The following is a 19,694-nucleotide window of genomic DNA, read 5'->3' as shown; positions in this document are numbered from 1 at the left end:
AGCATTCCGAGGGAGGGGCTCCGCATGCTCACGCAACCCGTCGTCCACACCGCCGAGGGAACCGTCCGCGGCCTGGCGGACCGGGGGCTCGCGGTGTTCCGCGGCATCCGCTACGCCCAGCCGCCGGTCGGGGCCCTGCGCTTCGCCGCCCCCGCCCCGCCGGAGCGGTGGGACGGCGTCCGCGAGGCGTTCGAGTTCGGCCCCGTCGTCCCCCAGTCCGGCCCGATGCCCGCGCAGCCGACCGGGGGCACCGACTGGCTCACGCTCAACGTCTGCACCCCAGACCCGGGCCGAGCCGGGCTGCCGGTCCTGTTCTGGATCCCCGGCGGCGGCTACATCTCCGGGACCGCCAACGACCCGCTGTACGATCCGGTCGAGCTCGCCCGGTCCGGACTGGTCGTGGTGAGCGTCAACTACCGTGTCGGCGCAGAGGGTTTCGCGCTGCTGGAGGGCGCCCCGGCCAACCGGGCCTTCCTCGACCAGATCGCCGCCCTGCGGTGGGTGCGGCGCAACATCGCCCGGTTCGGCGGCGATCCGGGCCAGGTGACCGTCGCCGGCCAGTCCGCCGGAGCCGGGTCGGTCGCCGCACTCCTGACGATGGGAGAGGCGCGCGGCCTCTTCCGGCGGGCGATCGCCCACAGCGTCCCGGGAAACCTCTGCACCCCGGCGCTCGCGGCCGAGGTCACGGCCCAACTCGCCGACCTGCTCGGCACCACCGCCACGGCCGCCGGACTGGCCGGGGTCGACCCCTGGCGCCTGGCCGCGGCGGTCACCGACCTCGGCACGGCGCTCCCGCAGCACCTCGCGCGCTGGGGGCGGCTCGCGCAGAGCGGCATCGCCACCGTCCCGGTCGTGGACGGCGAGGTCCTGACCGGCGCGCCGTGGTCCGTCCTGGCCTCCGGCGGGGTGGGCGGCGTCGACCTGCTGGTGGGTCACACCCGCGACGAGTTCAGGCTGTTCAGCGTCCTCAGCGGACGGCACGGCGCCTTCACCGACGAGGAGGCCCGCCTGGCCCTGAACCTGTTCGCCCCCTCGCCGTCCGGACCGGACGACTACCGCGCCGCGTACCCGGAGGCCACGGCCTCCGACCTGCTCGAAGCGGTCAGCTCCGACGCCCTCTTCCGGATGCCGTCCCTCCGGCTGGCCGAGGCCAACACGGCGGCCGCGGCCGGGGGCACCTCGTACCTCTTCGCACTCGCCCTCCCCGCCCCCGCGATGGAAGGCGCGTTCGGCGCCTGCCACGGCCTGGACGTCCCGCTCGCGTTCGGCACCCTGGACAGCCCCGTGGGTCGCCACTTCCTCGGCGAGCCGCCGTCCCCTGAGGCCGTCCGGGTCTCCCGGGAGCTGCGGCAGGCCTGGATCCGGTTCGCCACCACCGGCGACCCGGGGTGGGCCGCCTTCGAGCCGGAGCGGCAGCTGACGCGAGTCCTGGACGCCACTTCGCGGACCGTCCGCTACCCCGAGCAGGCGTCCCGCGAAGTCTGGGCGGGGCGCACCCTCAGCGCCTACGACCTCCGATGACGCCGGGCCCGGCACCGTGAGTGCGCCTCGGGTGTCGCGGGCCTCCGGACAACACCCCTGTGCCTCGGGCTTTCGCGCCTGGGGCTCAGTACGGCTCTTCCCGCCACTCAAGGCAGGTGGGCCGGCGCCCGCCGGACAGGACGAACTCCTTCACAGCCTCGCGCACAAGGTCGATCGGGACTTCCGTCGGCTCCAGGAACTCACGGGGGTGGGTGTTGAGCATGTAGGTCGCCACCGGCGCGGTCGGCGCGCCGGCCGGGATCAAAGCGCCCTCGTCACCTGTGCTGTAGGACAGGATGCCGAACGTCCCCCCGGCGCCGACCCCGACCAGGAACTCGTGGTCCGGCCAGCCCGACGAAAGCGTCTGGCGGTCCAGGGAAATCAGCTGGGCCGTGTTGCGGAGCGGGCCGGCGGCGATCAACGCGTCCATCATGGCGTCGACGGCATGCGCCGAATCGAGCAGCACCGGTGCATCCCGGTGCTCCTCGGTGAACCACGCCTCTGCGCCCCGCAGCATCCCGTTCTCCTCGCCGTCCCTCGTGCCATGCCCGGAGCAACGCAGGCTACCGCCGCGCAGGCGACAAGGCGTACTCGCGGGCCGGACAGCGCCTCCTTCACCGAGGACAGCGGATACCTCGGTCCCGCCCCGGCCGGCCCGATCACCGTCGGCCGCAACGCCGACGGCCGGCTGGAGATCTTCTACCACCGGGGCGGCACCGCCCAGGCGAACGCCTGGTCCGCTCTGGGCACCGTGATCACCGGAGCGCCCTCGGTGGTCCTCGACGCTGCCGGCCGGGAAACGGTCGTAGCGCTCGGCCGCGATGCTGCCCTGCACGTCAGCAGATCCATTCGGCAGCCGCATCGAGGAACGCACGCACCGCTTGTTCGAACTCGCCCTCGATGCGCGCAACCCGCTGCCGGTTCTCGGCTTCTGCCAGCGCAGCGAGCTTGGCGGAGACCGCGTCCATCAGCTGATCGAGGGCCGGGTCGGGTGCCACCAGCCGGAGGTGGGAGGCGGCGGACTCGGCCGCGGCTCCGAGGCGGTCGCCCTCCTGCTGCGCGGCCGTGGAGGAGGCCCGGTCGTGGGGGGAGGCCCGCCGGCGGAACCACAGGGTGATGATGGCGCGCTTCAGCTCCGTGACGGCGCTGGCATACCCGCTGTAGGCGGCCAGGCGCTCTTGCCGTAGACGTTCCTCCCGGGCGACGGCGTGCGCGTGCTCGGCGGTCCGTCGCTGAAACAGGTACGTGCTCAAAGAGCCGATCAGCGTACCGGCGACGGCCACCACGCTGGCCAAAATGGTGTCCACAAGGGGGGAGTTGACCACAGTCCGCGCCTGGTTGGCCACGGAGCCCATCCCCGACCGTCGTGCTGGACCGCCGTGCAGGGAGCGCCGGATCGCGGGCCGGGGAATTCGCCGCGGCGTGAACGCGAACGTGACTGGTGCCGCCCCCGGGAGGAGCCGGGGCGAGGGCCCTGGTGGAGGCCATGTCTTCACCTGGAACGGAACCAAGTCCGGAGCCGTCACCCTCCGCCCTGACCTGACCGTGCTCGCCCACGACCCAGCCCGCTCCGGCCACGAAGGCACTGCTACCGACCACAGCCCTTCCCCGGCGGGGCCTCATGCCTGCGCGGGGCGTTCCGGCCTTCGGCCGGTTGGCTGAGCAGAGGTGGCGTGCAGCCTTCGTGGCAATGAGCGTGGTGGGGATGGGCCGACCGGCCCGTTCGAGCTGTGAACCAGGAAAAGAGGCAGTCGATGGCTACCAAGGACCAGCCCCAGGGCAAGGCCGGAAAGCTCTCCGACAAGGCCAAGCAGGCGGAGAAGAAGGGTGGGGCGTCGCACGCGGGGGAGAAGTCGCGGCAGGCCACGACGAAGGGCACCAAGCAGCCCGAGTCGCGAGGCCTCCAGGCGATCGTCGATCACAGCAGGGGGCGCAGCAGCGACCAGGGCTGACGGTCTGGGTGAGGGCCCCATCCTTGGGGCCTCACTCCCATTCCGCCGCCCGGCGACCCGGCCGTCAGCCGAGCGAGGCCCCGCCGGGTTCTCCTTCGACACCGGGCACGATGATCCGGGTGACCTCGGTGGAGTCGTCCTCGTTGAGGCGGAGCGTGCGGCCGGTTTTCTGGACGATCTCGCCCTGGGCGCCGCGAGTGCCGGTGCCGACGGGCGGGGCGGCCCTGGGCGAAGGCGACGCGTGGCGGCAGGGCCGTCTGGCCCCTTGGAGGCGTGCGGCGCCCGTGCCGGGGCATGTGCAGCGGGGCAGGGCACTGACAGGGGGTTCCCCTGCGGGGCCGGCCGTCAGAGACGCCGGCCCGGCACCTCTTGCGTGCGCGGGCTGGAGCGACCGGAGGGAGGCAGGGGCATGCAGCAGGACGGCGAGGCCGGTGCTCCCGGCATCGAGGTCGAGACGCGCGGCGGTACCGCCGTCATCCGTCCCTTCGGCGACCTCGACCGCGGTACCGCACCCCTCTTCCGCCGGGCACTGTTGGCCGCGCTCGCCCGCGATCCGCTGCCCACCGACGTGGTCGTCGATCTGCAACACCTGGACTTCTGCGATTCCGCCGGCCTCAACGCACTGCTCGAGGCCCGCACAGCTGCGGCCGACGTCCGCCGCGCCCTCTACCTGGCCGCACCGAGAGACCAGGTGCTGCGCCTACTGGAACTCACCGGCACCACCCGCCTCTTCCTGATCGAGCCCGCCCCGCCGTTCTGACCACCGGGCTCCGACCGGCTCACGCCGATACCGCCGGCCCCGCTACCGCCGGGCCGGCTGTCGAGGTAGCCACTCGTCGTCGTGGTTGAGGACACCGGGCGGGGCCGCGCAGTCGGTTCCAGGGGAGGCGGGTGCGCCCGTGCGTGGGGTGTACGTGAGCCGCCCCCGGCGCCCGGAGGACGCCGGGGACGGCTCGTTGCGGGACCACACTCAGGCGGTGGGGGCCTTCTGGACGTTGAGCAGGGCGACCAGGGCTGTGCCGAGGTCGGACACGACCGTGTTGGCCTTGGCCTTGGCGTCGGCGGTGGTGGCGCCCTTCTCGGCGACCATCAGCAGGCTGTCGACGGAGCCCTTGAGCTTGTCGATCGCGGCGGAAGCCTGCTCGACACGGGCGGACTTGGGGGCGGCCGCCGGAAGCACGGTGGGCGGCTTCGCGGGCACGGCGGCCGGGGCCTGCGCGACCGGCTCGGCGGGCTTCGCGGGCGCGACGACCGGCGGCTTAGCCACCGGCTCGGCGGGCTTCGCGGGCTGGGCGACCGGCGGCTGGGCGACGGGCGGCTGGGCGACGGGCGGCTGGGCCACCGGGTCGGCCGGCTTCGCGGGCTCGGCGACCGGAGGCTTCGCTACCGGGTCGGCCGGCTTCGCCACCGGAGGCTTCACCACCGGGTCCGACGGCGGGACAGCGGGCTTCTCCGGGGTGGTGACGACGGGCTTCGCCGGGGTCTGCGCGGCGGGCACGGACTTCTTCAGGTCCGCGAAGGCGGGCTCGATCTTCGACTTGACCGCGGCCAGTTCGGCCGCCGACACCTTCCCGTCCGGCGACTTCAGCACCGCCGATAGCAGACCCGTGACGGGCTCCAGCACCCCGGCGGCAGCACCGAGCGACTGGACCTGTGCGAGCAGCGTTTCACTGCCGGGGACGGCCTGTCCCGTGACGGCGGTCGGCGGCTGCCCAGGGTCGTGGGCGGCTGCCGCGATACCCGGTGACGCGGTCAGCAGGGTCACGCAGAGGGCGGCGGGTACGCAATAGCGGGTCATACGGGACAACGGCTTGCTCCTGTTCGGTGATGACGATGTGGTGTGGCCGGAGTCGGCCCGGGGCGGGGTGGATGCCCCGTACTACTCACCGCCACCCCGTCACGCATCGCAACCGGAGCCGCCCTCCCGCCCCGGCGACACGCCGCTCAAAATAGCTGCAAAAGGCCCTGACCTGGAGTGATGTCGTCACCCCAGCGCACTGGGCCGCCCCAGCTAACGTGACATGGAGTGACCACCGGTTCCGGGGGTGGCCCCCGGACCTGGGTGCAGGCGTCCGCGGCCGCTCGCCGACCGATACGCCGGTCGCGAGGTTCAGGCGACGGATGGACGCCTTGGATCGGTGGGGACGATCGCGTGCTCGTCGAAGCGCTGTTCAAGGGCCTCGTGGCCGTGCTCACGGCGGTATGCCATCTCGGCCGCGGTGACCGGCAGGGCCCAGAGGATACGGGCGTGGCCGTCCGGCAGCGGGCAGTGCTCCAGGTCAGGGCCGTGGAGGTAGGGCAGGCTGATCAGCAGGTGGTCGCAGTCGGATCCGGGCAGCCACGGCTCCCCGATGGGCAGGCTGTGCTCGAGATCCAGATGGCGATCGGCGTGGTAACAGGCGGTCATGGTCAGGAGCTCAACGAAGCGTTCGTCGCGGACGGGAGCGGTGAGGACGAATTCGAGGCCGTGGCCGTCCGTCTCGGCCGTGGGCCAGCAGCCGGCGGTGATGTAGGCCCAGCTGTCGGCGCGCGGTCCTGGGCTGACGGTGAGGATCCGCAGGTTGGGAACCGCTTCCCTTCGCCCAGGTCCCAGGTCGTGATCACTGACCGTGATCATGTGGCCGGTGAAGAAGCCGCGAACGTGGGCCTCGACGCCTGCTGTCGCCCGCTTGCTGCGCTCGCTCTCGAACATGAGGGAGAGGATCTCACGGCTGGCCCAGGCGTCCTGGCAGTGCGTCCGCCCCGCCGCAGACAAGGCGGCCCCGGATGGTCCAGCCGGCCTGGACCGGCTCCTCGGCTCGGGCTCGGGTATCGGCCGGCGAGGCGGCAGGAGTCGGTGCCGGTCTCGACGACGGTGCCGTTACACGTGTCAAGGCCACCTCCCCAAGCGGGTCGCCCAACTGGCCGGCGGCGGACGGCGACGCGAGTGGCCCCACGGGTTCGACAAGGCCGCCTACCTGCGCCGCAACGTCGTGGAACGCTGTTTCCACCGCCTCAAGCAATGGCGCGGGATCGCCACCCGCTCCGCGCGAGAACACGAGCGCCGCCCTGGCGCGCTGCCCGTCGAAACCCCTCCGACGCTCAGACCGCACGCGCGCGGGCAGCAGGCGGAACTGACCGAGACCGCCGTGTGCGGCGGGGGTGCGCGGCCCCTGTGATACTCGTCCGGCGTGGCTGCGGCGCCGCGCCCTTCCCCAGGTGACCAGGACGCGACCGGAGCCGGACGATGAGCACTGCCCCAGGACGAGTACCACCCCTCGATGCCGGCCCCCTCCACGAGGCCTACCGTGCGGCCGCGACGGAGGTTTTGCGTGCGGCGGGGTGGAAGCCCGGTCGGAGCGCGGGACCGGGCCCCAGGCCGGACATGGTGGCGCAGTACGGGCCGGCGCCGCGCGCGGCACGGGAGTTCCTGGCTCAGTACGGTGGACTGCATCTGGTGTTCGCCGATCCGCGGAACAGTTCTGGCGAGACCGACATCGACATCGGCGGCGGCGCGGACATTCTGGGCTGGGTCGGGACGTGGAGCCGGGCGGCGGGGGAGCCCGTGTTCCCGGTGGGGGAGTTCTCAGGTCGGAACTGTGTACTGCTGGTCGGTGACAGCGGCAGCCTGTACGGGGCTTTCGACGCGATACTGGGCCGGCTCGGGGCGGACGCGCTCACGGGGCTGGGCAGACTCATGCTCGACCGAAGCCCGCTGGAGCCCCGCCTGCCCGTCCCGCCGGAAGTCCTGTACCGTCCCGAGCGCCCGCGGTCCCGCGTCCGTCGGCGTAAGCACCCCTGACTCATCCCCACCGCACAGGCAGCTCGCCGCAGCCAGGCCTCCCCCGAGCCTCCTCCGCAGGTGCCGGTGCGTGGGCCCCCGGTCGAGCGCCTGTGCGAGACCGGCCGTAGCCTTCGTTCCATGACTGAGATTCCGCCGCTTACACCCCGTGATGCCTTCGAACTGCTCATGGCCGGCAACCAGCGCTTCGTCTCCGGCACCCCCGAGCACCCCAATCAGGACGCTGCCCGCCGCGCCGAGACCGCACCGTCCCAGCAGCCCTTCGCCGTGCTGTTCGGCTGCTCCGACTCCCGGCTGGCAGCCGAGATCATCTTTGACCGCGGCCTGGGTGACCTCTTCGTGGTGCGCACCGCCGGACACGTCGCGGGAACGGAAGTTCTGGGTTCGATCGAATTCGGCGCGGCTGTCCTCAGCGCGCCCCTGATCGTCGTCCTCGGCCACGACTCGTGCGGCGCCGTCGGTGCGGCCTGCTCTGCCTTGGAGGACGGGCAGACGCCGGGCGGATTCGTCCGCGACGTCGTCGAGCGGGTGACGCCGAGCGTGCTGGCGGCCCGCGCCGCCGGACGCGAGAGTGCCGAGGAGATACTGGCCGAGCACATCGAGCAGACGGTGGACCTGCTGCTGGAACGCTCTCGCATCCTGGCCGACCGGGTGGCCGAGGGACGCCTCGGCGTGGTGGGGCTCTCCTACCGCTTGGGCGACGGCAGCGCACAGCTCGTCGCCACGCGCGGCCTTGACACAGCGGCTCCCAGCGCGGCCTGACCGCCTGGTCACTGGCGCGGACCACCCGCCCCGCGAGCGTCGCCGACCGGCCAGCCGGCCGGCGGGCCGAGCAGCGGCTGCGGCGTCGTACGGGGCCGAACCCGCTTGGGCCACCCCCCGCAGGTGGCGGCGCAGTCGTCAGCCGGTGAGCTTTGCGGCTGCGGCCATGCCCGCGTACATGGTGGCCATCTGGGCGTGGAGCATCGCCTCCGCATGGTCCTCCTGCTCCTTGCGGAGCATCCAGGACTGGAAGGCTTCGTTGGCGCTCGTGCTGTGCCGCCACGCCAGGTCGTTGTACTTCGCTGCCATGCTGTCGCTCAAGTTGCTCATCTGGCCCCCTTGTTGATCGATGCGCGTCGCGTCCGGGCCAGCCTACGGACCGGGCAGTGATCATGAAAGCCGAAAGCTGCTGCCTGTGCCCGGTCCAGCCGCAGGAGGGCGGGGCTGCGGGTGGCGGCCGGAGGCGTCGGTGGGGTGCCTGGCTCCCGCCGTGTGGGGCGGCTCTGAGGGGCGGCGGTGCCGGTGCGGGCTGCCGCTGGGCCTGTGTGGCGATCGACCGCTCAGGGGCGGACCGTGAGGCCGTCCAGGGTGAGGTCGAGCAGGCGCTCCGCTTGCTGTCGGTGTTCGGCACCCGCCGAGGTGAGGGCGATTCCTTCCAGGGCGGCGCCGATGTCGGTGGGCTGGATGTCGGTGCGGATCGCCCCGGCGGCCGTGCAGGCGTCCATGAGTGAGGTGATGGCGGCCTGGATCATTTCCCGGCTGTGGCCATAAGGATTGCCCCCCGTCGCGGCGACGGCGCGCAGGGCGTCGATCATGCCGTACTTGGCGGTGACGTAGTCCAGGAACAGGCGTGTCCACGCGCGCAGGGCCTCTGTCGGCGGCTTCTGTGCCAGCAGAGCGGGGGCGGCTTCGCACAGATGGGCCAACTCGTTGCGGTAGACCGCCTCGATCAGGGCCTCCCGGGTGGGGAAGTTGCGGTACAGGGTCGCACTGCCCACGCCCGCCTCCTTGGCGATGCGTTCCAGGTGCGCATCCAGCCCCTCCGTCGTGAAGACGCGTACGGCGGCCGTGAGGATCTTCTCCCTGTTCCGCCGTGCGTCAGCGCGCAGCGGCCGAAGCGTTCCATCCGTCATTCGTGCTTGCCATCCCCTCTTCGAAGCCCGACGACTTGCTAACCGGATACGCCCCCACTTAGATTGGTCTAACTGGGGGCTCCTCCGGTTTCACTGTAGGCCATCGGGATGAGGCGCCCCCAAGAAGGGAAACCGATCATGTCGGGCATCCAGGGCAAAGTCATCGCGATCACAGGTGCCAGCAGCGGCATCGGTGAGGCAACCGCGTCCTACCTCGCCGCGCGGGGCGCCCAACTCGTGCTCGGGGCCCGGCGTGAAGAGCGGCTGAACGCCGTCGTGGACGGCATCACGTCGAAGGGTGGCACCGCCACCGGTGTCGTCGTCGACGTGACGCGCCGCGAAGACCTCCAGCGGCTGACGGACACGGCCCTCGACCAGTACGGTCGGCTCGACGTCCTCGTCTCCAACGCGGGCACGATGGCCGTCTCACCGTTCGACGACCTGCGCCAAGACGACTGGGACGCCATGGTCTCCACCCACATCACCGGCCTGCTCAACGGCATCGGTGCGGCCCTGCCCATCTTCCGCCGGCAGCGCTTCGGCCAGTTCGTCAACGTCGGCTCCACTGCGGCTTACGTCGTCAAGACCCCCCAGGCGGTCTACGCGGCCACCAAAACGGCGGTGAAGGTGCTCACCGAGGGCCTACGCCAGGAGTCGGGACCCGACCTGCGCGTCACACTCGTCTCACCCGGCTTCACCCATACCGAAGGCATCGGCAAGGGGGTCAGCCCTGACGTCGCGGCCGCGATGACCCGGCAGCGGGACGAGATCGCCATGCCGCCCTCGGCCATTGCCTCCGCCATCGGCTACGCCATCGAACAACCCGATGGCGTCGACGTCAGCGAGATCGTCGTGCGCCCCACCGCGCAAGCCTGAAGGCGCAGGTGTAGCCGGCGTTCGGCGGGCTGGACGCGGAGGAAGACGCCTCCCGGTCGCGAGGGAAGGGGGCGGCGGCGCGCGCATCCCGGGATTCAACCGTGATCGGCAGGGTAAGCGACGGCCACAAGATCGATCACTTGGCGGAAGGCAGATCTCATGTTGATGGCTCACCCGGCCGTGCTCCCCGGCCTCGTCGACCGCTACTGGGCACTGTCCGTACTCGACGCCGCAGACGATGCCTCGCCCGTACGCCAGGAACTGCGGTACGTCGAGCAGGCCCTGTGCGTGGCGACAGGCACGGCGGACGTGCACGCCGCGCTGATAGCCGCTCGGCACCACCTGCCTGGCACGGGCGCTCTCGACGACTCCGTACTCGCCCCCCGCTGACCGCGCTGTCGCGGGATCAACTGAGCACCTGTTGTCGCCTCTTACCCTCCGCACGGCGGCACGCACCCCCCTGCCAGCCCCGCCCCCGTCACGCTGCTTTCGCGTCCTCACCGGCCAGGAACGGACGCAGTAGCGTGAGCAGGGCGTGCGGCCGGTGCAGCGGGACGATGTGGCCGCAGTGCCGAGACACACATGCCGGAGATCGGCCTCGGCAACCAGCGAGCCGACGAGTCACCCCCAAACTAGCCGTGCGGGTAGCGGCCGGAACTGGCCTGTTGCGAGTGATCCCCGCGGCGTGGTCACACGTCGCGGGGATCATCGTCGGGGTTCCGAGCCGGGTGGTCAGCCCGGGCACTTCAGGCCGGTCCGCGCGGACTTCACCGCACTGTCCAGCATCTGGGCCTGGGGCTTCAGCTTGGTTGCGGCCTCGGCACCGGTGGCGTCGCCCGGCAGGCCGTCCCAGGTCTTCTTCAGCCCGTCTGCCGCGGACTTCACGGCGTCCTTCTGGGCGGCGTTCCATTCCGCCGTGGACTTCGAGACTGCGTCCCAGCCGTCCCTGACGTCGTTGTACGCGTCCTTGACCTGGTCCTTGGTCGCGGACGCCGGCTTCAGCCCGAACAGTGCCGTCGCGTCGGACCGGAGTTTGTTGAGATCGGTGCACAACTGCGCGGCCGCGGCACTCTGGTTGGGGCTCGGATCGGCCGCGAAGGCGGCGGTGGCTCCGCCGACGGACAGGAGCAGCGCTGCGGCTGCGCTCACGGCAGTACTCGGAATGTGCCTCATGGGTTTCCCCTCGTCCGGGATTCCTCGGGTGGTCCCCGCCCCTGACATCCCCCAGCTTCCGGCTAACCACGCTGACACAGCCCGTCGCACCCCGCAATCCGTGACTGCCACGGCCGGGCAATCCCAGGGCTCTCCCGGTCCTTGAGGTCACGGTCACGTGCGAGCGAGGCGCTCCGCCCGGGCCCGCTGGCACGGTGTGCACAGGGCGCTGGCGCCGGCTCCGTAGTGCGTCGTGGGTCGGCGGCACCCGGTGCACGCCCCGGTCGAGTCCGGCGTGGGCCGCGGGGCTGCGGCCTCGATGGGGGGTGGCTCATGCTGCGGTCCTCCCTCGGGGCCCGGGCCGCTGGGGGCTCGGGCGGCGAGGCGCAAGTCGGCGGCACCGGCCCGCCGACCGGTGGGGACGGTCCAGTAGGAGTGGGTGCACAGGCGTCCCGACAGGGCGAGCAGGCGACGCCGCAGGGCCGTCGTGCCGGTCCCGGCGGGGGCCTGGGCGAGGGCGGCGTAGGTCTGCTGCCACGCCTGTTGCAGGGCGATCAGGTCCTCAGGGAAGCGGAACGGTGGTCTCACCCTCCAATGGAAACACGTGTTCGAATTTCTCCGCGAATGCCTCGCCGAACCCATGAAGGCCACGGGGTGGGCGTGATCGCGAATGGGCCCCGGCAGTGCCCCGCCATGCCCGGGTCCTTTTCCGGCAGGCGCTTGCCCGCGAGGCTCGCTGCCATGCGGCAGGGGCGCGTGACCGAAACCTTGCCCGACTCGTGCGTCCAGCGGTCCCGAACGCCGTCAGCCCTTCGGTGCGATACCCAAGGAAGCGACGAGTCGGATCAGTTCCTCGTGGAAGAGCTTCTCCGGGCTAACGGTCTGATGGTGCAGATGGCCGTAGACCTCCAGTGACACCAGGCCGTGGAGGTGACCCCAGATCCGCAGTGCCAGGGCCACGCCGGCCGGGGGAAGGTCGGGGAAGGTGGGGCGGACCTTGTCGAGGAGGCCGGGGTCGAAGTCGGACCACTGGAAGTCGCCGTCCGCGTAGAGGGATTCCGCATGCGGCCAGGCCGCGTCCGCGAGCCCGGTCAGAGCCGTACAGACCCGCTGCGCGGCCTCCGGGGCGGCGCCGCCCTCGGGCGCGATGTATCCGGGCACCGGGTCGCCGTAGATGAGGCGGAAACCTTCGGGATTGACCAGCGCCCAGCCGCGAAAGGCGTGCGCCCATGCCCGGATCCGGGCGGCCGGGTCCGTGGCGGGCGTGGCGTCCCAGGCGGCCTCGACTGCGTCGGCGAGCGAGGTGTACACGTCGTTGATCAGCGTGGTGACCAGGTCGTCGCGGGTGGCGAAGTAGCCGTAGATGGCGTTGGGGGTCATGCCCATCTCGCGGGCGATGGCGCGCAGTGTGATCGCTCCCGGGCCTCCCGAAGCCATCAACTCCAGCGCCACGCTCTTGATTTCGGCAGTCGTCTCGGCCCGCAGCCGCTCACGCCGCCCCCTGGTCCCGGTGTTCACCATGCGCTCAGTCTACAGCGTCACGGGATTGATTGCCGTACTCAAACTATACGGCGTATAGTTTTCGCACGGCGTCCAAACGATGCCGGTAGCCCGTACGTCCGGGCATGAACAAGGGGAGAACCATGCACATCGGAGTGATCGGTGCCACCGGCACCATCGGCAGCCGGGTCGTCACGGAGGCCCTCGGCCGCGGGCACAGCGTCATGGCTTTGAGCCGCGATGCCTCGCAGATCAACGAGAGCCGAGCGAACGTCACCTGGGCCAGCGTGGACGTCCTCGACCCCGCGAGCATCGCCGCGATCCTGCCCGGTCTGGATGTACTGATCAGCGGGTTCCAACCGGGCAACGCAGCCAAGGACATCGCGGACACCGTGCGTCGGTCCATAGCCGACCCCACGGTCCATTCGACCGCAGCCCGGGCGCTACTCAAGGCCCTGGAGAGCCACCCCCGGACCCGGCTCATCGTGATCGGCGGGGCCGGCAGTCTGGAGACAGCGCCCGGAGTGGTTCTTGCCGACGACGTCGAGCGGATGCACGAGACCCTCGATCAGCTCGGGCTTCCCCGCGAGTACGCGGCCGCGGCGCGCGGCGCCCGGGACGGCCTGAACGTCCTGCGCACGTCGAACCGGCTCTGGACCTACTTCAGCCCCGCCGAGGAGATCGCCCCTGGCGAGCGGACCGGCCGTTTCCGGGTCGGTGGTGATCAGGCGGTCCGGGATGCCGACGGCCGCAGCCGTATCTCCGCGGAGGACGCCGCCATCGCCTTGGTCGACGAGGCGGAACTGCCCCGCTTCGTCCAGCGCCGCTTCACCATCGGCTACTGAAACACCGCCGCAGGGGCCTCCAAGATCCCCAGGGGGATCTTGGATCGGCCACGGCCCGCAGCTCCGCGTGACGGCCCCGGCGCCCGGATGAGTACGAAGACCTGCCGCCCCTGAGTACGCCCGCGCAGGCGAACCGGCCCCGGAGCCGCTTGGCTGTACCCATGCACGAGACAGCCCCCTCCCCGGCAACCGACCGCCCCGCCGAAACCCCAGCGTCTGATGTGGTGTTGCGATGGGTCACGGCCCTGGCGGTGGCCCTGACTCCGGTGGCATTCGTCTTCGGGGCCTTGGCCGGGATGGCCGCAGAGGTTCATCCTCAGACCGTTGCGGTCGTCACGGTCTGCTGGTTCGGGTCCTGGACGGCCACTCCACTGCTCGCGGTGGCCTTCTGGCTGTCCCGGCGCCACCCCGCTCTGGCCAGAGCCGGCCGCTGGGCGGGATGGATCGCGACGGTCCCGCCGACGGTCACGATCCTGCTGACCCTGGGCCTGTAGTGGTATTGAGGCCGCCGGGGGAGCCGATGCTGCTGACGGCGATCACGCGCGGGGAGTCGGCTAGGCGCGTCAACGTGGCTTCCTGAGGGTCGGTGCGGGGATCCCGGCGGGGGTCGCCGCCGAAGTGGCAGGCTCGCTGGGATCAGGTTGAACGCTTCGCGCCTCAACAGCCCCAGTTGGTTCGTCCTCGCACCCGTGTGATCCGCCGCTTGCTCGGTCTGTCCTGTCCGGCAGTGCTTCCGAGGGTTTGGACGGGCGTGGCTCGCGTTCGGCGAACGACCACTGGCTGTTCGCCGAACAGCATGGTCAAGCCGCGCTGATCATGTCCTGCTGGTGCGCGGGCACGGCTGGCTCCCCGGGGGCGGCGCCGGTGGGGGTGGTGGTGGAGCGGGAGCGAGCGAGGGTGGCGGGGACGCGCGGAAGGTCGGGGGCTGGGCTGCCGGGCCAGGTGGTCAGGGCGCGCAGACCCCGGAGAATCAGCACGGTGGCCTCACGCTGAGCGCGGGGGACACCTCGGATTCGACGGCGGAGGAGTGCGGCGTTCACCGCAGGATGCTGACCGCCCTGGCGATGACCAGAAGCGACGTCAGCAGCGCCGCCACGCTCTGCACGGCCATGAGCATCTTGGCGCGCACGGACAGGGGCATCGTGTCGGTCGGACTGAAGGCGGTCGAGTTGGTCACCGATACGTACAGGTAGTCGACCAGTGTGGGGACCCAGTCGGAGACCTTGCTGGCGCCGTCTGCCACTTCCTGCACGGCATCGTCGTTCTCGTCTTGCGAGAAACGGAAGTCGGCGAGTGGCAGGTCTTCACGAGGGGTCTGGGTACGGCTGACGGGGCCGCCGCGGTCGAGTTCCCAGTAGGCCAGCCCGAACGCGATGATGTTCGTCAGCCATACCTGGAGTGCCGCCACGAGAAGAGAACGCCCATCGTCGACTCCGGCGTAGAGGAGTTCGTGGACGAGGATGCCGAGGGCGGTCAGATTGCTCCCCACGATGAGCATGACCAGCGCCACCGACAAGGATCGGAACACCTTCGTCTGGCGCGTCAGACGACGCGGATTGATCGCGATCAGGGGCAGGAGGAGCAGTGCCTCCAACGCTGGGAGCACGTAGCGCGGAGCGATCAACAACTTCTGCGGCAGCGCCAGGTAAAGAAGGATGGCCGCCAGCGTGGCGACGACCGCAGGCAGTCTGGCTTCGCCGCGCCGTTCATGGCGCGGATGGCGGATACGGGCGGCGGCTCTGCTACCAGACATGTCAGTCACTGCCTCTCCTGTGGGGTGCGCCGCTCACGGGACGCGGAGCGGCTTCCCTTCTGGGATCGTGCTCTTCGATTCGTGACGCATGAGCATAGAGAACCGAAGTGGCCCAGCACGGGAACCGGCCGGGGGCCACTTCGGCAAGTGCACTGGTCGACAAGCAGTTCCGGTGCTCGGTGAGGCGCCGCTCCATACGATCGGCCGTGAGCGGCCCGGGAAGCGGCCTTTGTGAAGGAGGCGAGTCGTGGTGCCTGCGGTCTCTGCACTTGGCGGAGACCGGGAAGGCGGCCCGGCGGGCGGTGGTGTGGGTGATGTGGTCACCGGCGAGATCCGCGGCCCCGCAGGCCGCTGCGGCACCTGCGTTCTGAACCCGGCGGCTTCCGCGATCCCGCTTCGCGGATCTACCGCACGGCTTCGACACTCAGCTGCTCGATGCTCCTCCGCATACCCGTGCGAGCACTCTGGGTCCCGCCACAGCCAAGGGGGAGAGCACCTTCATGTTGGTCGGGACGGCTTCGTGCATGCGTGGGCGGCCGGTGTCCCATCGGCGTGGGCACCGGCCGCCCGCGTGTGGTGTGGGGCCGTCGCCGGGGGTTAGGCGTGGCGGTGGGAGTGGCGGTTGCCGGTGAGCAGGCGGTAGAGGGCCAGCAGGATGACGGAGCCGACGATCGCGGCGATCCAGGTGGAGAGGTCGAAGAAGCCGTCGATGGAGTCGACGCCGAAGATCACCTTGCCGAGCCAGCCGCCGAGCAGTCCGCCGGCGATGCCGATGAGGGTGGTGATGATGATGCCGCCGGGGTCTTTGCCCGGCATGAGGGCCTTGGCGATGAGACCGGCCAGGAGCCCGATGAGTATCCACGCGATGATGCCCATGATGTGCCTCCGCCCATTCGATGTGAGGTGATGGTCGTTTCCGCTGTCACTTCGCTCGTGCGCGCCGGCCGCGATTTCAAACCCACCCAGTCGGCACCCGTGGCCATGCGCCCCGCTAAGGCCCCAGGCTCGGGGGAAGCCGGGTGCGGTCTTCAACCGCCGGGCGCCAAGCCGCGTTCGACGGCAATGGCTGGAGCCGCGGCACCAGACTTCCCGCCCATGGCAGCGCGCCGCCGGCCCCGCCCTGGCCGTCTACCGCGACCAGCACGGCCTGCAAGGCCAGCTCATGGCTTTCCACCACGGACTGAACTGACCGCAGAGCCCGCCAACGCCGCAAGACCCCGCCAAGCGCCCTGCACGGTCGGCTGCCCGCGCCGGCCCCCAGGTCCATGGGCAGCGGCCGACCGGACAGGCCCGGAGCGCCCAGCAGGCCGCGACCGGGTGGCGGCCGCGGTGGGGTGGGTGGTGGCCGTCCTGAGCCGGCCGTCGGGAATGGATCGGGGGCGCGCACGGTGGCAGTGACCGGCACCAGCTGCTTTGCAGCGAACTGCCGAGCAGCCCGCCGGCCGCACGGCCATGGCCCGCGGCACGTCCCCCGACCTGGATGTCCCTCCCGGCCACGAGGCGGTTGAGGTACCGCGTGGGCGCGCCACCAGCAACCGACCCTGGGGAGCCGGCTTGGTTCAGTGCAGCCCGCCATCTGGCCGGAGTTATGTATGCCGAGGGTCGGCCCCAGGCGGCCGCCGCCCACCGCCTGGACCCCGACCTCGCCAACCGGTGCCTGGTTGGCTTGAGCGTGCTTTACCTCGTGGCCGCAATGGCTCAGGCGATCGCCGCCGCCCTCGACGGCCGTCGGGCGGTACCGGCTGCCCGCGTTGTCCTCGGTACCAAAAGGACCGGGCGCTTCCCTCGCCCTGTCCGGCCAGAGGTACGCGAGCTCGGCCGCCTGGCCCAGGAAGCCAGGGGCGAGGGGTCAGAGCAGGATCTCGGCCCGCACGCGCTCGGACGGGGTGCTGACGTCCCAGAAGCGGGCGGTCCCCCGGGCGTTGCGATACGCGCCGGTCCCGCCGGTGACGGCCATGTCGAGCGGCTCCGGTCCCTTAGTCCACATCGCCTGCAGGGTCACGGAGCCGCGTTCGAGCTCCAAGGTGAGCACGCACTGGGTGGTGACGTCTGCGCCGTCCACACGGACCACCTGGCAGGAACCTGCGCCGCGGCCGGCCTCACGGCCGCCCTTGAGTACGGTGCCGGAGTAGACGTCCTGGTCGCCCAGGCTCGGCCCCTCCGGGGCGGCGTCGATGACGTGCCACTGCTCGGTGCGGAGCTGCGCCTCGACGATCTCTACCCCGCCCCGGGCCGGGGTGCCGGCCTCGGCGCCGTTGGCGGCGAGGACGCCGACCGCCGCGGCGGCCAGCGACACGGCGGCGATCCGTGTGCGTACGGTGCGGCGGTTGGCGGTGTGGCGCGGGTTTCCTTCGGTGACCATGGCTGGTCCCCCCCCATCTGGCGGGTCGATCGGACACCGACGACGCTAGGTGCGGCGCACCGGCTGCGTCCAAGATCAATCCTGCTATGGCTTCATGACTCCGCCGGCATGAGGCCGACCGGTCCACCCGCGAGCGCCTGCGTCGCCTCTGGCTACCCTGCGGAAGTCCAGGCCCGGGGCACCCCGTGACCATCCGTCGGGTGATCGACATTGCAGGGTGGCTATGCTCGTGCTGTGTTGAAGGAGGCGCGGCGGTGGATCTGCATTCTGGAAGCCGCCGGGCGCGGCAGCGGCGCCGTACGCGTCTCGTGCAGCCGCCCTCTGTTCCGAACATCGCCTGCCAAGCCGCCGCCGGCCGTTGGGCCCCGGTCTCTCACCTCAAGGCCCACCTGAAGGCAGCCGCCGCGCCTCGGGCCGACGCCTACTGCGCGTGCCGAACTGACCTGCCGCATCCACGCCCGTCCCGCTGACCGCAAGCTGTGCAAGCGGCCTTGGCGGTGCGGCGGTGCGTTCGTGCTGGCTGTCGTCGCCGACCGGGAAGGCCGCTGGTGGCGTGCCATGGAATGCTGCTCGCGCTCCGCGCCCGCCACGCCGGCGCAAAAGTCGCCCCCCACCCCGGCCTCCTCCGGCCCGGGGCCCCGAACGCGGACCGCTCCTCTGTACGGGCCGTAGCTCTCCGGTACTCCCTCGCTCGCGCCCAGCCCGAGGTGTCGCGGTCCAGGTGCCCGCCGGACAGGCGGAAGCCGCCGAGGGTGTCCCCGCCCTCGATCTGTCGCTGCGGGCGCCCGGTCAGGCGGGCAGGGTCATCACAAGCAGGGTGGTGGTGGGCTGGGGAGAGCCCCCTGCGGGTTCGAGGGTGAGCCCGACGGCGCCCGCGTCGGCGGGGTCGCCGGTGAGGAGCACGCTGCCGTCGTGGTCGATGAGTCCGGCCGGACGCATCGTTCCGTCGTGCTCGAGCCACAGCTGGTAGGTCTTGCCCGTGCCGGGGGCGGGGAGGTTGACGGTGGTGAAGACGGCCTTGTTCTGCCGGGCGGAGGCGACGACGGTGGTGACGGCACCGTTGACGGCCCTGCCGTGGACGGTGCGGGCATCGGGTGCTGCCAGCACGGCGCTGACGGAGTCGAGTTGCTGCTGCGCCTGGCGGGCCTGCCGGCGCAGGTCCTGACCGCTTTGCGCCTGCCACACCGCGGCGGAGGACCTCGCCGAAGGGCACCTGCGCTACCGGATGGCGCGGTGGCACGTGGGCCTCGTCCTCTGGGTCGATGATCCCCAGGACGCCGGCGCCCTGGACGAGGCGATCGCCGCCGTGCGCTCCGCCGCCGGCCGAAGCGCCCTGGTGGCGCGCGCCAGCGCCACGTCCCGGTGGATCTGGCTCTCCGGGGAAGCCGTCCCGGACCCCCACCACGTGGAGAAGGACCTCGCGGCGGCCGACGAGGTCCGCGCGGCCTTGGGAAGGCCGGGACGCGGACTCGAAGGATTCCGCTCCAGCCACCAGGACGCCCTCGCGGCGCAGGCGCTGGTGATCCGGCTGGGGTCCGACCGGCGATTCACCGCCTACGCCGACGTCGAGCTGATCGACGCGCTCACGAAGGACCGGCCCGGCGCACGCCGGTTCGTCATCAACACCCTCGGGCCGTTGGCCGAAGCCGACACAGCGCTGCGGCAGGCACTGCTCACCTATGTACAGTGCGGCTTCAGTACGACCCGGGCGGCCGCCAACCTCTACGCGCACCGCAACACCGTCGAACGGCGGGTCTCACGCGCCAACGAGCTCTCGGCCGTCAAGGTGGAGGACAACCCGACCCATGTGGCGGCGGCGCTCCTGGTGCTGGACATCGCACCTGACATCGTGACTGGTTGAACCTCACCGAGGCCGAGCGCGATCGGCTGCAGGCGGTGCTCGACACCTGCGCGTGAGCGGGCAGCGCAGGGCTGAAGCGAGCCACGGCATGCCCACCACCAGTCCTGCCCGCCCCGAGAGCCGCGCACGACCACTCCGCGCGAAGGCGCCCCACCACTGAGGGAGCCGGTCTGCCTGCTCCTGGAATCAGCAGGTC

At 71.4% G+C, this 19,694-nt stretch carries 23 protein-coding genes and 1 pseudogene; 11 read left to right on the top strand and 13 right to left on the bottom strand.

Translation table 11 applies throughout. The features are described 5' to 3' along the window. Nucleotides 1-24: 24 nt before the first annotated feature. Complete coding sequence (locus ACFY0O_RS19380) at nt 25-1,521, top strand: carboxylesterase/lipase family protein (protein WP_388947890.1); 1,497 nt, start codon at nt 25-27, stop codon at nt 1,519-1,521. 85 nt (nt 1,522-1,606) lie between these two features. On the opposite strand, the gene ACFY0O_RS19375 is transcribed toward ACFY0O_RS19380, so the two are convergent. Continuing rightward, the gene (locus tag ACFY0O_RS19375; RefSeq protein WP_388947888.1) at nt 1,607-2,038 is read right to left on the bottom strand and encodes an Imm1 family immunity protein; all 432 of its coding nucleotides are present in this window, start codon (nt 2,036-2,038) and stop codon (nt 1,607-1,609) included. Between the two features lie 319 nt (nt 2,039-2,357). Further along, nucleotides 2,358-2,867 (bottom strand): hypothetical protein, encoded by a 510-nt coding sequence (locus tag ACFY0O_RS19370; RefSeq protein WP_388947886.1) that lies wholly within the window; start codon nt 2,865-2,867, stop codon nt 2,358-2,360. A gap of 408 nt (nt 2,868-3,275) precedes the next feature. Here ACFY0O_RS19370 and ACFY0O_RS19365 point away from each other — a divergent pair, with 408 nt between their 5' ends. Together ACFY0O_RS19365 and ACFY0O_RS19360 are read left to right on the top strand one after the other, a co-directional pair. After that, the gene (locus ACFY0O_RS19365) at nt 3,276-3,473 is read left to right on the top strand and encodes a hypothetical protein (protein ID WP_388947885.1); all 198 of its coding nucleotides are present in this window, start codon (nt 3,276-3,278) and stop codon (nt 3,471-3,473) included. Nucleotides 3,474-3,882: 409 nt separating this feature from the next. Continuing rightward, entirely contained in the window at nt 3,883-4,233 is a 351-nt protein-coding gene (locus tag ACFY0O_RS19360; RefSeq protein ID WP_388947883.1) for an STAS domain-containing protein, read from the top strand. A gap of 210 nt (nt 4,234-4,443) precedes the next feature. Here the strand turns inward: ACFY0O_RS19360 and ACFY0O_RS19355 are convergent, their stop codons facing one another. Together ACFY0O_RS19355 and ACFY0O_RS19350 are read right to left on the bottom strand one after the other, a co-directional pair. Beyond that, on the bottom strand, nt 4,444-5,280 hold the full coding sequence (locus tag ACFY0O_RS19355) for a hypothetical protein (protein WP_388947882.1): 837 nt from the start codon (nt 5,278-5,280) through the stop codon (nt 4,444-4,446). 303 nt (nt 5,281-5,583) lie between these two features. Next, complete coding sequence (locus ACFY0O_RS19350) at nt 5,584-6,165, bottom strand: suppressor of fused domain protein (protein ID WP_388947880.1); 582 nt, start codon at nt 6,163-6,165, stop codon at nt 5,584-5,586. Between the two features lie 187 nt (nt 6,166-6,352). Here ACFY0O_RS19350 and ACFY0O_RS19345 point away from each other — a divergent pair. From ACFY0O_RS19345 to ACFY0O_RS19335, 3 genes and pseudogenes are all read left to right on the top strand, one after another. After that, a pseudogene (locus ACFY0O_RS19345) lies at nt 6,353-6,496 on the top strand (IS5/IS1182 family transposase); the annotation flags it as partial. 203 nt (nt 6,497-6,699) lie between these two features. Beyond that, nucleotides 6,700-7,254, top strand: coding sequence for an SUKH-3 domain-containing protein (locus ACFY0O_RS19340; protein ID WP_388947878.1), 555 nt, complete (start codon nt 6,700-6,702; stop codon nt 7,252-7,254). A gap of 120 nt (nt 7,255-7,374) precedes the next feature. Beyond that, nucleotides 7,375-8,016 (top strand): carbonic anhydrase, encoded by a 642-nt coding sequence (locus ACFY0O_RS19335; RefSeq protein WP_388947877.1) that lies wholly within the window; start codon nt 7,375-7,377, stop codon nt 8,014-8,016. A 138-nt stretch (nt 8,017-8,154) separates the two neighbouring features. On the opposite strand, the gene ACFY0O_RS19330 is transcribed toward ACFY0O_RS19335, so the two are convergent. Further along, complete coding sequence (locus ACFY0O_RS19330; RefSeq protein WP_388947875.1) at nt 8,155-8,346, bottom strand: hypothetical protein; 192 nt, start codon at nt 8,344-8,346, stop codon at nt 8,155-8,157. Nucleotides 8,347-8,576: 230 nt separating this feature from the next. Continuing rightward, the gene (locus tag ACFY0O_RS19325) at nt 8,577-9,149 is read right to left on the bottom strand and encodes a TetR/AcrR family transcriptional regulator (protein WP_388947873.1); all 573 of its coding nucleotides are present in this window, start codon (nt 9,147-9,149) and stop codon (nt 8,577-8,579) included. A gap of 138 nt (nt 9,150-9,287) precedes the next feature. Here ACFY0O_RS19325 and ACFY0O_RS19320 point away from each other — a divergent pair, with 138 nt between their 5' ends. Then, nucleotides 9,288-10,025 carry an SDR family oxidoreductase gene (locus ACFY0O_RS19320; protein WP_388947872.1) on the top strand — a complete coding sequence of 246 codons (738 nt, stop codon included), beginning with the start codon at nt 9,288-9,290 and terminating at the stop codon, nt 10,023-10,025. Nucleotides 10,026-10,184: 159 nt separating this feature from the next. Further along, nucleotides 10,185-10,415 carry a DUF5133 domain-containing protein gene (locus ACFY0O_RS19315; protein ID WP_388947870.1) on the top strand — a complete coding sequence of 77 codons (231 nt, stop codon included), beginning with the start codon at nt 10,185-10,187 and terminating at the stop codon, nt 10,413-10,415. A 342-nt stretch (nt 10,416-10,757) separates the two neighbouring features. Here ACFY0O_RS19315 and ACFY0O_RS19310 read toward each other — a convergent pair whose 3' ends face one another. Both ACFY0O_RS19310 and ACFY0O_RS19305 read right to left on the bottom strand, forming a co-directional pair. Beyond that, nucleotides 10,758-11,174 (bottom strand): hypothetical protein, encoded by a 417-nt coding sequence (locus ACFY0O_RS19310; protein ID WP_388947868.1) that lies wholly within the window; start codon nt 11,172-11,174, stop codon nt 10,758-10,760. Between the two features lie 807 nt (nt 11,175-11,981). After that, on the bottom strand, nt 11,982-12,698 hold the full coding sequence (locus ACFY0O_RS19305) for a TetR/AcrR family transcriptional regulator (protein ID WP_388947866.1): 717 nt from the start codon (nt 12,696-12,698) through the stop codon (nt 11,982-11,984). 122 nt (nt 12,699-12,820) lie between these two features. On the opposite strand from ACFY0O_RS19305, the gene ACFY0O_RS19300 reads away from it, so the two are divergent. Together ACFY0O_RS19300 and ACFY0O_RS19295 are read left to right on the top strand one after the other, a co-directional pair. After that, nucleotides 12,821-13,522: an NAD(P)-dependent oxidoreductase gene (locus ACFY0O_RS19300; protein ID WP_388947864.1), complete on the top strand. Its 702-nt coding sequence runs from the start codon at nt 12,821-12,823 to the stop codon at nt 13,520-13,522. A gap of 296 nt (nt 13,523-13,818) precedes the next feature. Next, entirely contained in the window at nt 13,819-14,016 is a 198-nt protein-coding gene (locus ACFY0O_RS19295; RefSeq protein WP_388947862.1) for a hypothetical protein, read from the top strand. Between the two features lie 306 nt (nt 14,017-14,322). Here ACFY0O_RS19295 and ACFY0O_RS19290 read toward each other — a convergent pair whose 3' ends face one another. From ACFY0O_RS19290 to ACFY0O_RS19270, 5 genes are all read right to left on the bottom strand, one after another. Next, nucleotides 14,323-14,499, bottom strand: coding sequence for a hypothetical protein (locus tag ACFY0O_RS19290; protein WP_388947860.1), 177 nt, complete (start codon nt 14,497-14,499; stop codon nt 14,323-14,325). A gap of 59 nt (nt 14,500-14,558) precedes the next feature. Continuing rightward, nucleotides 14,559-15,275, bottom strand: a complete 717-nt coding sequence (locus tag ACFY0O_RS19285) for a hypothetical protein (protein ID WP_388948226.1) — start codon at nt 15,273-15,275, stop codon at nt 14,559-14,561. A 597-nt stretch (nt 15,276-15,872) separates the two neighbouring features. Continuing rightward, on the bottom strand, nt 15,873-16,151 hold the full coding sequence (locus ACFY0O_RS19280; protein ID WP_385874689.1) for a GlsB/YeaQ/YmgE family stress response membrane protein: 279 nt from the start codon (nt 16,149-16,151) through the stop codon (nt 15,873-15,875). 973 nt (nt 16,152-17,124) lie between these two features. Continuing rightward, on the bottom strand, nt 17,125-17,637 hold the full coding sequence (locus ACFY0O_RS19275) for a hypothetical protein (RefSeq protein ID WP_388947858.1): 513 nt from the start codon (nt 17,635-17,637) through the stop codon (nt 17,125-17,127). Nucleotides 17,638-18,426: 789 nt separating this feature from the next. Beyond that, entirely contained in the window at nt 18,427-18,822 is a 396-nt protein-coding gene (locus tag ACFY0O_RS19270) for an anti-sigma factor (RefSeq protein ID WP_388947856.1), read from the bottom strand. Nucleotides 18,823-18,850: 28 nt separating this feature from the next. Between ACFY0O_RS19270 and ACFY0O_RS19265 the strand changes: the two genes are divergently transcribed. Then, nucleotides 18,851-19,498: a helix-turn-helix domain-containing protein gene (locus ACFY0O_RS19265; protein WP_388948223.1), complete on the top strand. Its 648-nt coding sequence runs from the start codon at nt 18,851-18,853 to the stop codon at nt 19,496-19,498. The last annotated feature ends 196 nt before the right edge of the window (nt 19,499-19,694 follow it).

This window comes from Streptomyces sp. NPDC001594 (assembly GCF_042893675.1).
Classification (GTDB): Bacteria; Actinomycetota; Actinomycetes; order Streptomycetales; family Streptomycetaceae; genus Streptomyces.
Note: the sequence above shows the minus strand (reverse complement) of the source record. Positions and strands in the feature narration are given on the sequence as shown.